At 64.4% G+C, this 12,033-nt stretch carries 13 protein-coding genes; 8 read left to right on the top strand and 5 right to left on the bottom strand.

The window, feature by feature from the left end; all coding sequences use genetic code 11:
• Window positions 1-93 precede the first annotated feature (93 nt).
• Genes OO258_RS02530 through OO258_RS02515 form a run of 4 tightly spaced genes read right to left on the bottom strand, consistent with a single transcriptional unit; the run spans window position 94 to window position 1,751 of the window.
• Window positions 94-291, bottom strand: coding sequence for an SEC-C metal-binding domain-containing protein (locus tag OO258_RS02530; protein WP_009684590.1), 198 nt, complete (start codon window positions 289-291; stop codon window positions 94-96).
• 7 nt (window positions 292-298) lie between these two features.
• Window positions 299-775: an LEA type 2 family protein gene (locus OO258_RS02525; RefSeq protein WP_110742906.1), complete on the bottom strand. Its 477-nt coding sequence runs from the start codon at window positions 773-775 to the stop codon at window positions 299-301.
• A gap of 2 nt (window positions 776-777) precedes the next feature.
• Window positions 778-1,254 carry a YchJ family protein gene (locus OO258_RS02520; RefSeq protein WP_110742831.1) on the bottom strand — a complete coding sequence of 159 codons (477 nt, stop codon included), beginning with the start codon at window positions 1,252-1,254 and terminating at the stop codon, window positions 778-780.
• Between the two features lie 2 nt (window positions 1,255-1,256).
• Window positions 1,257-1,751, bottom strand: coding sequence for a DUF6231 family protein (locus tag OO258_RS02515; RefSeq protein ID WP_110742833.1), 495 nt, complete (start codon window positions 1,749-1,751; stop codon window positions 1,257-1,259).
• 158 nt (window positions 1,752-1,909) lie between these two features.
• On the opposite strand from OO258_RS02515, the gene OO258_RS02510 reads away from it, so the two are divergent.
• The 4 genes from OO258_RS02510 (at window position 1,910) to OO258_RS02495 (ending at window position 4,537) form a co-directional block, all read left to right on the top strand.
• The gene (locus OO258_RS02510) at window positions 1,910-2,605 is read left to right on the top strand and encodes an OmpA family protein (protein WP_266028751.1); all 696 of its coding nucleotides are present in this window, start codon (window positions 1,910-1,912) and stop codon (window positions 2,603-2,605) included.
• Window positions 2,606-2,694: 89 nt separating this feature from the next.
• A complete protein-coding gene (locus OO258_RS02505; protein WP_266028750.1) occupies window positions 2,695-3,414 on the top strand; it encodes an OmpA family protein in 720 nt (239 codons plus the stop codon).
• Between the two features lie 96 nt (window positions 3,415-3,510).
• A complete protein-coding gene (locus OO258_RS02500) occupies window positions 3,511-3,786 on the top strand; it encodes a DUF1145 domain-containing protein (protein ID WP_266028749.1) in 276 nt (91 codons plus the stop codon).
• Complete coding sequence (locus OO258_RS02495; protein WP_266028748.1) at window positions 3,779-4,537, top strand: collagen-like protein; 759 nt, start codon at window positions 3,779-3,781, stop codon at window positions 4,535-4,537. The genes OO258_RS02500 and OO258_RS02495 overlap by 8 nt, the downstream gene beginning before the upstream one ends.
• 28 nt (window positions 4,538-4,565) lie before the next feature.
• Here the strand turns inward: OO258_RS02495 and OO258_RS02490 are convergent, their stop codons facing one another.
• Window positions 4,566-5,030, bottom strand: coding sequence for a CopD family protein (locus OO258_RS02490; protein WP_266028747.1), 465 nt, complete (start codon window positions 5,028-5,030; stop codon window positions 4,566-4,568).
• 98 nt (window positions 5,031-5,128) lie between these two features.
• On the opposite strand from OO258_RS02490, the gene dinG reads away from it, so the two are divergent.
• From dinG to OO258_RS02470, 4 genes are all read left to right on the top strand, one after another.
• Window positions 5,129-7,273, top strand: a complete 2,145-nt coding sequence (dinG, locus tag OO258_RS02485) for an ATP-dependent DNA helicase DinG (RefSeq protein WP_266028746.1) — start codon at window positions 5,129-5,131, stop codon at window positions 7,271-7,273.
• 80 nt (window positions 7,274-7,353) lie between these two features.
• Window positions 7,354-9,588 carry a beta-galactosidase gene (locus tag OO258_RS02480; RefSeq protein ID WP_266028745.1) on the top strand — a complete coding sequence of 745 codons (2,235 nt, stop codon included), beginning with the start codon at window positions 7,354-7,356 and terminating at the stop codon, window positions 9,586-9,588.
• A gap of 195 nt (window positions 9,589-9,783) precedes the next feature.
• Window positions 9,784-10,929 (top strand): serine hydrolase domain-containing protein, encoded by a 1,146-nt coding sequence (locus OO258_RS02475; protein ID WP_266028744.1) that lies wholly within the window; start codon window positions 9,784-9,786, stop codon window positions 10,927-10,929.
• Window positions 10,930-11,028: 99 nt separating this feature from the next.
• Complete coding sequence (locus OO258_RS02470) at window positions 11,029-12,018, top strand: OmpA family protein (RefSeq protein WP_266028743.1); 990 nt, start codon at window positions 11,029-11,031, stop codon at window positions 12,016-12,018.
• The last annotated feature ends 15 nt before the right edge of the window (window positions 12,019-12,033 follow it).

Here is a 12,033-nt window from a genome sequence, read left to right as displayed (position 1 = left end):
ATGGCACCGGCTGTGCCGGTGATCGCGGCTACAGCCGCCCCCACAGGTACAGCGCCAGCGCCAGATTGGTTGCCTACTGCGATGGGCGGCTAATCAGGCCCCGTGGCACTTCTTGAACTTTTTCTCGCTGCCGCACGGGCACGGGTCGTTACGGCCAACGTCCTTCAGGGCGTTGCGGACCGGTTCCTGGTGACCGTGGTTGCAGTGCGGGCCGTGGACATGGCCGTGGTCGTGATGATGGTCATGGTCGTGGTTGCAGTCAGGGCCATGAACGTGGGGTTGTTGGGACATTGCAGGGTTACTCCGGGATATGATCGCCGGGGATTATCTCACCACTGCGCGATAAGTGCAGGTCCCGGTGGATGAGCAGCCCGGTGGCCAGTTCGCCCTGCAGTGTGTAGTGCAGCGGTTGCTTGCTTCTGAGCAGCTTGGCCAGCGGCTTGAGGTGTTGCCACAGGTTGGTTCGCGCGGTGATCTTGAAGGTGCGCCCGGCATGCCCGCCGACGCTGCGCCAGAGGCTGGTCTCGTCCTGCACCAGCAACAGGTCGTTGAGCCGTACGGCATATGACAGGCTGCGGATGAACAGGCGGCTGTCGTTGGGGTTGTCGACCTGCAGGTGCAGCACGAACTCCTGCTGCAGCAAACTGGCCTTGACCGTTTCGACCTCGACCAGGCGTACCTCAGGTTCGCGCCAGTCGTCACCGCCCCAGCTCGCACAGCCGGCCAGGCATGCCATCAGCGTAGCGAGTAGCAGCAGGCGGGCGCGGGCCGTCATGATCAGTTCGCCACGTAACTGGCACAGCACTTCTTGAACTTCTGCCCGCTGGCGCAGGGGCAGGGGTCATTGCGCCCGGCCTTCAGCCCGACCGTGGGGTCGATGAAGTACCAGCGCCCGGCGTGCTGGACGAACGCCGAGCGCTCGCGGTGCTGGTGGTCGCCGTCCAGGTCGTGCCAGCGTGCGGTGAAGGTGACAAAACCGTGCTCCGGCTGGCCACCGAGTACTTCCGCGCTTTCCACCTCCAGGCCCAGCCAGGTGCTCTGCGCACTCCAGGCGGCCATGGCGACACGGTCCAGGTCGGCTTGCTGGGCGGGCAGCGTGGTGGCCACCAGGTAGTCGACTAGGCCCAGTACGTAGGCACTGTAGCGTGAACGCATCAGCGCCTGGGCATCCGGCGCCGGGGTGCCGGCATGGTAATGCCCACAGCAGGCGTCGAGCAGGTTGCCACTGCCACACGGGCAGACCGAGACACTCATCATCACCACCAGTACTTGCCGAAGTTTTCAGGGTTGGCCCAGAACCGGGCATTGAGCCAGTCCGGGACCTGCTTGTAGTCATGTAGATCATAGGTGAACAGGCTCAAGACCTGCTGGTCACGCCTGAATTTCTCGCTGGCCGACAGGGCCAGGGCGAAGAAGTCGGTGTCCTGCCAGCCACAGGCGGCCAGGTCGGCCAACACGGCAACCCGGCTGGCATTGAGGTTGCGAATGCCACCGAGCAGTTCCAGGCCGGTGCGCTTGGGCAGGTGCTCCAGGCAGTCCACCAGCACCGCCAGGTCGAAGCGCTGGGCAGCGAGCTCGGCTGGTAGTGGGCCGGGGGCGGCAGTGGCGATAGTCACGTGAGGGTGCGCCTGGGCGAAGGCATCCAGTGCCGGGAAGCGCGTGCCCACCAGCAGCAGGCGTTGCGGGGTGAAGCGCTCGAGCAGCGCCGCCAGGGCTTGCTGCGGGGTGCGTTGGGAAAAACCGTCGGTCATTGCCTGTCCTCGTTCAAGTCGTCCAAGACTAGCTGGCCGCAGCGTGTGGGCAAAGAGGCATGTGACCGCGTCGTGGCTTATTGCTGGCAGCATTGGAATGCGCGGTCTTTACTCCCAGAGATCGGCCATATGCCGATTCCCCTAGGAGAAGCAATCAAATGAGCATAGTACGCACAGCGTTACCCCTGGTACTGCTCACCAGTGTGTTGACTGGTTGTGCAGGTTTGCAAAAAACCGACTGGCCGAAATGTGCTGCCGTCGGGGGTGTCGGCGGCGCCGCCCTGGGCGCTATCGAAAGTTCCAGCTGGGCGGGCTGGGGTGCGTTGCTGGGCGGTGGCCTGGCAGCGGGCTACTGCTGGGCCCATGGCGATGGCGACGAGGATGGCGACGGCGTGCCGGACAGCCGTGACAAGTGCCCTGGCACCCCGCGCGGGGTGCAGGTCGATGCCAATGGCTGCCCGCCCGAGCCGCCAGCGCCAGTGGTCGAAGAAGTGGTGGTGCAGAAGGAAGAGGTCATCGTCATCCGCGATGTGCACTTCGAGTTTGACTCTGCGCGCCTGACCGCCCGCGACAAGGAACGCCTCAATACCATTGCCACGCGCCTGAAACAGGAAGCGCCATCCGCCCGGCTGAGCGTGAGCGGCCATACCGACAGCGTCGGCTCCGACAGCTACAACCAGAAACTGTCCGAGCGCCGTGCCCATTCGGTGACCGATTACCTGGTCGAGAGCGGTGTGCCGCGCAGCAGCTTCATTTCGGTGGTGGGTGCCGGTGAAACCCAGCCAGTGGCAGACAATGCCACGGCCGATGGGCGGGCCATGAACCGTCGTACCGAAATCAAGATCCAGCGGTAAATCGGTATGCGCCCGTGCCTTGAGCAGTGGCACGGGCGCGTCTGCATGCCGGTCAGACGTTGGTGGCCAATGACACAGGAGCATTCAGCATGAGTGTGACGTCGAAGGCGGCATTGCCGCTGCTGGTGGCCGTTAGCCTGCTTGCAGGCTGCGCCACGCACAGTGATGGCAGCGCGCCGCTCAACCAAAGGACCTGGCCCATCTGCAGCCTGTTGGGCGGCCTTGTCGGTGGCGGCCTGGGCGCTATCGAAAGCTCTACGTGGGCGGCTGGCGGCGGTGCCTTGGGCGCGATCGCCGGCGGATTGATCTGTTATGCCCAGGACGGTGATGAAGATGACGACGGTATTTTCGATCGCCGCGACCATTGCCCCGACACCCCTGGCAACACCCCGGTCGACCACATGGGTTGCCCGTTGAAGGAATACCCGGCAGCGCCGCCGGCCACTGCTCCCGAACCCTCGCCTGAAGTGATCATCCTCGATGACAACGGCGCGGTGATGTTCGCCTTCGACTCCGCCGAACTGACGCCAGCGGCCAAGGCGCGTTTGCAGGACCTGGTGGCGAAACTCAATTCACCGACAGTGGCCAAGGTCAGGGTGATCGGCCACACCGACAGCGTCGGTTCCGACAGCTACAACCAGGCGCTTTCCGAACGCCGCGCCAGCAGCGTGGCCGAGTACCTGATCGGCCAGGGTCTCGAGGCCGGCAAGGTCACCAGCCAGGGCCGCGGCGAAAGCGAACCGGTCACGGACAATGAAACCGAAGAGGGCCGCACACGCAACCGACGGGTGGAGCTGCACCTCAACTAAGCGGTGCTGGCGCCGGTCTTGGCCTTGCAGTTAATGTGGGTCGCACGGCTCGCGCGCGGGCCGTCCCGACATAACGACAATTCATAGGGGCGGGGTATGAAGTTCATCCTGGGCCTGGGCAAGGTCCTGACGGTCGCTTTCTGGGGCGTGGTGTTGTTCAATCAGCTGATGCCACAGCCGTTGCCCTTCAATCTGCTGATCAATGCCGCCGGCATCTTCCTGCTGGGCCTGCACCTGCTTGAGGTACTGTTCTTCAATCGCAGCCTGCGCGGGCGTAGTCACCGCTGGTTCGACCGTTTGCAGATCCTGCTGACGGGTATCTTCCATGTCATGTCCATTCCCCGTGCGCAGGAGGCGCCGCGCAATGCGTAATCTGATATTGCTGGCCATGTTGGCCACCCCCCTGGCCCAGGCCGAAAACCTGGAGGTTGCCGCTAACTCCATGCTGCGCCTGCCCGACAAGTCGGCCAGTGTGCACTTGACCCAGTTGCATGTCGCTGATGCGGCGACCCTGATGCTGCCGGCGACGCTGGCAGAGTTGAAGATTGACCAGCTGGAGCTGGGCCGCGATGCGCGGATTGTCGTGGCCCCCGCCGATAGCCCGCTGCTGATCGAGGCGCGCAGCGCGCGGCTGGGCGAGGGCAGCGAGTTCAGCGCCACCGGGGCGGCGGGTAGCTATCAGCGGGCAGCCCGCTCGGGTCGAAGCCTGGACCTGAAGCTGGCGGAAGTGGATGCCGAGCGGCTAGCGATCGATGCCCGCGGCGGCGCAGGGGCACCGGGTTACGTGGGGCTCGATGGTGGCAACGGCCAGGCCGGTGGGTGCACGTGGGGCCAGGCCAGCCCCGGTGCCAATGGCGATGATGGCGGCAACGGGCACGATGGTGCCCCGGGCGGGCGCATTCGCCTGAGCTTGCCGCAGGGCTTCCCGCAAGCGCGCATCGTCGTGCGCCTGGATGGCGGCGCTCCGGGTAAGCCCGGGGCAGCAGGCAAAGCCGGCAAAGGTGGCGCGAGCAAGGGTTGCCTGGTGTACAGCACTGATGCCGGCGCCAATGGCCGACCAGGCCAGCCGGGGCAGCCTGGCCTGGCCGGGGCTGCAGGGGAGTTGATCCTGCAGCGGCTCTGAACCCTGTGGGAGGCAGCTCCCACCGTTGTCAAAGCACCAGTCGCGAACTGGCCACCACAACCACGGCCAGGCCCAGCAGCAGGTTGATGCCCACCATCCGCCGAATCCGCCCCAGCACCGCCGCGCCCGTCGGCCAGTCCTCGGCCAGCACCGCGGCTTTCAACTCCGGCAGCAGCAGCGCCTGAATACGCATGAACAAGGCAAACATGGCGATCCCGCCACCGATCATCACGTGCACATACTTCGGCGCCGTCTCGAAACCGCTGAAGCGCATGTGCAACATGCCGATACCACTTATCGCCAAAATCGCCACTGCCAGCCAGACCCAGACGAAGAAGCGTCGGAAAACTTCCACCCACAAGCGCAGGCGGGCAGGCCCTTCGAGGGCTGCAACCGTTGCCGGGCGTAGCACCAGCCAGGCGAAGAACATGCCGCCGACCCACACCAGGGCGGCCAGGACATGCAGTGTGTAGGGGAGGGCGAAGGCGAGCATCAGGATCTCCATGCGGCACAATGGGCAATAGCGGGGTATGATAGCCGCCCCATGCGAAACACTGAAAATATATCCAGCCCTCCGGGCGCCTGCAGACCATGATCAGCAACGAACTCAAAGCCACCATCCAGGGCGCCTATACGCGTTTTCTCGAAGCCAAGAGCCTCAAGCCGCGCTATGGCCAGCGCCTGATGATCGCCGAAGTGGCCAAGGTACTTGGCGACATCGCCTGCGACGATGAAGGCCGCCGTGCCGGCGAACCTGCCGTGGTCGCGGTGGAGGCGGGCACAGGTACCGGCAAGACGGTCGCGTATGCACTGGCTGCAATCCCTGCCGCCAAGGCGGCAGGCAAGCGCCTGGTGATCGCCACTGCAACCGTGGCCTTGCAGGAGCAGATCGTCATCAAGGACTTGCCCGACTTGATGCGCAGCAGCGGCCTCAACTTCAGCTTCGCCCTGGCCAAAGGCCGCGGTCGCTATCTGTGCCTGTCCAAGCTCGACATCCTCTTGCAGGAGGGCCACGCCCAGTCGGCCACCGCCCAGCTGTTCGAGGAAGAAGGCTTCCATATCGAAGTCGACGAGCGCAGCCAGAAGCTGTTCAACAGCATGATCGAGAAGCTTGCCGGCAACCGCTGGGACGGTGATCGCGACAGCTGGCCCGAAGCCCTGGAAGACCAGGACTGGGCGCGCCTGACCACCGACCACAGCCAGTGCACTGGCCGCCATTGCCCGAACTTCCAGCAGTGCGTGTTCTACAAGGCTCGCGAAGGCATGGGCAAGGTCGATGTGATCGTGACCAACCACGACATGGTTCTGGCCGACCTGGCCCTGGGCGGCGGGGCGGTATTGCCCGACCCGCGCGACACCATGTATGTGTTCGACGAAGGGCACCACCTGCCAGACAAGGCCATTGGCCATTTCGCTCATTACTCGCGCCTGCGCTCCACCGCCGACTGGCTGGAACAGACTGCCAAGAACCTGACCAAGCTGCTGGCCCAGCATCCACTGCCTGGCGATCTGGGCAAGTACATCGAGCAGGTACCCGAGCTGGCGCGCGAAGTGCGCACCCAGCAGCAGTTCATGTTCACCCTGTGCGAACAGGTGGCCGACTTCCGCCCCAGCGAGGACACCGAAGGCCGCGAGCGCCCGCGTTACCGCTTTGAGGGTGGCGTGGTGCCGGAACAGATCCGCGAAGTGGGCATCGAGCTGAAAAAGGGCTTTGCCCGCCTCAACGACCTGTTTACCCGCCTCGCCGACCTGCTGAAAGAAGGTATGGACGGTGAGGTCAACATCGGTATCGCCAGCCACCAGGCCGAGGAGTGGTACCCGCTGTTCGGCAGCCTGGTCACGCGCGCCCAGGGCAACTGGGAACTGTGGACGGCCTTTACCGCCGAAGACCCGGAAGACAGCCCACCGATGGCGCGCTGGCTGACCTTGGCCGAGAGTGGTGCGCTGTTTGACATCGAAGTCAACGCCAGCCCTATTCTCGCCGCCGAAATGCTTCGCCGCAGCCTGTGGAGTGTGGCCCATGGCGCGCTGGTGACCTCGGCGACACTGACCGCGCTGGGCAAGTTCGACCGTTTTCGCATGCGTTCGGGGTTGCCACGCGATGCTGTCACTTGTGTGGTGCCCAGCCCGTTCGTGCATGGCGATGCCGGCCTGTTGCGGGTCCCCGACCTGCAGGCCGACCCGCGCGACGCCGCGGCGCACACCGCGGCGATCATCCGCGAGCTGCCGAACATCGTCGAAGGCGCCCGTGGCGCGCTGGTGTTGTTCTCCTCGCGCAAGCAGATGCAGGATGTGTTCGATGGCCTGGACCGTGACTGGCGCAAACTGGTACTGATCCAGGGCAACCTGTCCAAGCAGGAAACCCTGAACAAGCACAAGGCGCGGGTCGACGACGGCCAGCACAGCGTGTTGTTCGGCCTGGCCAGCTTTGCCGAAGGGGTCGATTTGCCGGGAGCGTACTGCGAGCACGTGGTCATCGCCAAGATTCCTTTCTCCGTGCCCGACGACCCGGTCGAGGCGGCATTGTCGGAGTGGATCGAGGCCCGCGGCGGTAACCCGTTCATGGAAATTGCCGTACCCGACGCCTCGCTCAAGCTGATTCAGGCCTGTGGCCGCCTGCTGCGTACCGAACAGGATCGCGGCATTATCACCTTGCTGGACCGGCGTCTGGTCACCCAGCGCTACGGCAAGGCTATCCTCAATGCGCTGCCGCCGTTCCGGCGGGAGATTTCCTGACCGCCGGAGCACTTGCTCCGGCGTGTTGTCCATTACTCAGTCTTGGGGCCATGACGGCCCTGAAGGAGAGCCTCAGCCTTATGGTCCGCCGTACCCTGCCTGCCGTTTTCGCCCTGTTGTTCAGCTCGCCCTTGCTGGCCGGGCAGCAGACGCTGTTCAGCTTCGTGCGCCCGGCCTCGGTGGTCAATGTGGCGACCGAGGATGCCGGCATGCCGCAGTACAACGCGGAGCAAACGGCCGAGGGCGAGGTGTTGCGCCGCGTGGTGTTCAATCCGGCCCAGCGGCCCACCCTGCGCCTGAGCCCCCAAGGCGGGGTATGGGACTGGTCCACCGGGCAGTTCCTGACCTTGCGCCTGCAAAGTGCCATGGACTGGGCGTTGACTGTGGATGTGACGGTGCAAGGTAGTGACGGCCGCACCCTGACCAGCCGTATCGACCTGCCTGCTGGGCCCGCGCAAACCGTGATGGTGCCGCTGACCGCCAACTCGCCGCTGAGCCAGGGCATGCGCGCCGGCCCACCGATGCCGTGGAACCACGGTGGTCAGCGCCTGCTGCTGAGCAGCAGCGCCGGCGCGGTCGACCTCAAGCAGGTGGCTTCAGTGAGTCTCAGTATTCCCAACCCCAAGGTGGCGCAGAGCCTGCTGATCGAGCGCGTCGGCATCCAGGATGACGACCAGGCGTACCAGGCGGCCTATCAAGGGTTGATCGATGCCTATGGCCAGTCCACCCGCGGCAACTGGCCGGAAAAGGTGGCGGCTGACGAGCAGCTCAAGGCCGCGGGTGCACGTGAACAGCAACAGCTCAAGGGCTGGCTGGCAGAGCGCGGCAAGCAGCAACTGGACGCTTACGGCGGCCTGGTGGCCGGGCCGGCTTTCGCGGCCAAGGGCTTCTTCCGTACGGAAAAGCGTGACGGCCGCTGGTACCTGGTGACTCCGGAAGGGCACCCATTTTATTCCCTGGGGGTGAACGCCGTAGCGGCAGACGGCGGGCGGACCTACGTCGCCGGGCGTGAAGGTATGTTCAAAGCCCTGCCGGGCGAGGCAGATGCCCTGTCGGCGTTCTACGGCGAAGGCAACAACGACGATGGCAATGCCTCGTCGAAAGGGCGCAATTTCAAGAAGGGTCGCTGGTTCGACTTCTATGCCGCCAACCTGCAGCGCACCCACGGCAAACCCTGCCCTCCCGCCACCGAAGGGCAGCCGGCCAGTTGCCCACCGCTGGTGCTGGACGCGGCCCGCTGGCAGGCCCATGCACTCGACCGGCTGCAGGCCTGGGGCTTCAACACCATCGGCAACTGGAGCGAGCCTGCCTTGGGTCAGGCCCGGCGCATGCCATATACCCTGCCGCTGTCGATCGTCGGTGACTACGCCAGCATCAGCACCGGCATGGACTGGTGGGGCAGCATGCCCGACCCGTTCGACCCACGTTTTGCCATGGCCACCGAGCGCGCCGTGGCGATTGCTGCCCGTGATCACCGTGACGACCCCTGGCTGATCGGCTACTTCGCCGACAACGAGCTGGCCTGGGCTGCGCCTGGCAGCGACCCCAAGGCACGCTATGGCTTGGCCTATGGCACCTTGCGGCTGACCACCGACGTGCCGGCCAAGCGCGCCTTCCTCAAGCAGTTGCGTGACAAGTACCGTAACCAGGAAGGCTTGTCCAAGGCCTGGGGCATTGAACTGACGGCTTGGGAACTGATGGAAGACCCGGGCTTCGAGGCGCCATTGCCCAACCCTGAGCACCCCGAAATCGAGCGCGATTATCAGCACTTCCAGCAGGTCTTTGCCGAAACCTACTTCAAGACCATTGCCGATGCGTTGAATTGGCATGCACCCAACCACCTGCTGCTGGGTGGCCGCTATGCCGTCAGCACGCCCGAAGCGGTCAAGGCCTGTGCCGAGTTCTGTGATGTGCTCAGTTTCAACTTTTATACCCTCAAGCCACAGGACGGCTACGACTTTGCCCGCCTGGCCGAGCTGGACAAACCCGTGCTGGTGTCGGAGTTCCAGTTCGGCTCGCGCGACCGCGGACCGTTCTGGCCGGGCCCGCTGGAGCTGGTTCGGGAGGAAGACCGTGGCCCGGCGTACGGTAACTTCCTCAAAGCGGCCCTGGCGCAGCCGATGATCGTCGGCGCGCATTGGTTCCAGTACCTCGACCAGCCGGCCAGCGGCCGGTTGCTCGACGGTGAGAACGGCCATCTGGGGCTGGTAGCGATCACCGATATGCCGTATCCGGGTTTTGTCGATGCTGTGCGCAAGAGCAACCTGCAGGCCATGGCTCAGTTGCGTACCGAACTGGAAAAACCGGCTCCCTGACTGATGCACAAGTGCTGTGGGGAGCGGGCGCTTTTGCTCCCCACAGAAATTGCTCAGGGTTGTGGGGTTCTGGCAAACAGCACGTCCAGCTTGGGGACCTTTCATCGCGACCACCCAGCCCAAGGCAGTTTGCAAAACGCCAAACTACTGAAACAATGCACACCTTTTTGAATATGGTCGTACGGAGAGCAGCGGGTGCAGATCCAGGGTCACTATGAGCTGAAGTTCGAAGCCGTGCGCGAGGCCTTTGCCGCGTTGTTCGATGATCCCCAGGAGCGTGGTGCCGCGCTGTGCATCCAGGTGGGTGGCGAAACCGTCGTCGACCTCTGGGCCGGCAGCGCCGACAAGGACGGCCAGCAGGCCTGGCACAGCGACACCATCGCCAACCTGTTCTCCTGCACCAAGACCTTCACTGCCGTTACTGCCCTGCAGTTGGTCGGCGAAGGCAAGCTGGCCCTCGATGCTCCGGTGGCCAACTATTGGCCCGAGTTTGCCCAGGCCGGTAAACAGTCGGTTACCCTGCGCCAGTTGCTCAGCCACCGTGCCGGTTTGCCGGCCATCCGTGAGTTGCTGCCGGCCGAAGCCCTGTATGACTGGCAGACCATGGTCGATACCCTGGCGGCCGAGACCCCATGGTGGACGCCAGGCACGGAGCACGGCTATGCCGCCATCACTTACGGCTGGCTGATCGGCGAGCTGATCCGGCGTGCCGATGGCCGTGGCCCAGGTGACTCGATCGTGGCCCGTACCGCTCGGCCGCTGGGGCTGGATTTTCATGTTGGCTTGGCCGATGAGGAATTCGACCGCGTGGCCCATATCGCCCGTGGCAAGGGCAACCCCGGGGACGCGGCGGCGCAGCGCTTGCTGCAAGTGACCATGCGCGAGCCCGAAGCCCTCTCGACACGTGCCTTTACCAACCCGCCGGCGATCCTGACCAGCACCAACAAGCCGGAATGGCGGCGCATGCAGCAGCCAGCGGCCAACGGCCATGGCAACGCGCGCAGCCTGGCGGGTTTCTATGCCGGGTTGCTGGACGGCAGCTTGCTTGAATCCGAACTGCTCGACGAGTTGACCCGCGAGCATAGCCTCGGCCAGGATCGCACCTTGCTCACCCAGACCCGTTTCGGCCTGGGCTGCATGCTCGACCAGCCTGACGTGGCCAACGCTACCTTTGGTCTCGGCGCCCGTGCTTTCGGCCACCCAGGTGCCGGAGGTTCTGTCGGTTTTGCCGACCCGGAGCACGATGTGGCATTCGGTTTCGTGGTCAATACCCTCGGCCCATATGTACTCATGGACCCTCGCGCGCAGAAGCTGGTACGCGTGCTCGGCAGTTGCCTTTGATCGGGTAATGCGGGTATTGGCCCACCCCTTTGACTATCCTCAATGCCAACGCCTGAAGTGCCTAGGCAAAATATCTTTCTATTTCATGGTGTATCGCTGATGTCTTCACATAAAACCTTAGCACTCGCCCTGTGCCTGACCGCCGTTACCGGCTGCGCCAGCCACGCCCCGGACGGCTCCAAGGAAGGTGGCTCCAGCTGGTGGCCTTTCGGTTCGGACAAGGTAGCCGAGCAGGAAGTGAAGGCAGCCGTCACTGAAAAAGTGACCAAGGCCGATGCCAAATCCGAAAGCGCCAGCCGCTGGTGGTGGCCGTTCGGTGGTGACGAAGCGCAGGCCAAGGGCCCTGTGGTACCGAAAATCGACCAGAAGGCCACTCAGGCCTGGCTGGACGAGTACGAGCCCAAGCTGCGTGAAGCGATCAAGGACAGCAAGCTGGAACTGGAGCGCCGCGACAACGTGCTGGCCGTTACCCTCCCGGTGGACAGCTCATACAACCCGGACCGCCCGAACATGCTGCTGCCAATGACCCTTGGCCCGATCACCCGGGTGGCCAAGACGGTTGAAGGTGACCCCAAGACAGCCGTGCTGGTACTCGGCCATGCCGACACCAGTGGTGCCGCCGCTGCCAACCAGAAGCTCAGCCTGGAGCGCGCCGCTTCGGTATCGGCCATCTTCCGTCTCAGCGGCCTGCAGCGTGACCGCCTCACTCTCAAGGGCATGGGCTCGGTGATGCCGCGCGCCGCCAACGACAGCGCCGAGGGCCGCGCACTGAACCGCCGTGTGGAAATGCTGCTGACCCCGCAAAACACCATGGTCGCACTGTTGGCCAAGTACCAGCAGGCCGCCCCGGCACCTGTCCCGGCCTCGATGGTGGCAGTCCAGGATGCCAAGGCACCAGCCACCAAGGCCACCGACAGCAAGGCGGCGGCCAAGCCGGCAGCTAAAAAGCCGGTCGCCAAGGCCAAGGCCCCTGCCAAGACTGTAGCCAAGAAAAAAGCCGCGCCGGCCAAGCCAGCCGCCAAGCCAGCCGCGAAAAAAGCTACCACTGATAAAAAAGTAGCTGCCAACAGCCCTGCGAAGACCAACTGATCGTCAAGGAACGCA

Source organism: Pseudomonas sp. DCB_BI, from assembly GCF_026240995.1.
Classification (GTDB): domain Bacteria; phylum Pseudomonadota; class Gammaproteobacteria; order Pseudomonadales; family Pseudomonadaceae; genus Aquipseudomonas.
The sequence above is the reverse complement of the archived record's forward strand: the minus strand, read 5'-3'. Positions and strand labels throughout refer to the sequence as shown.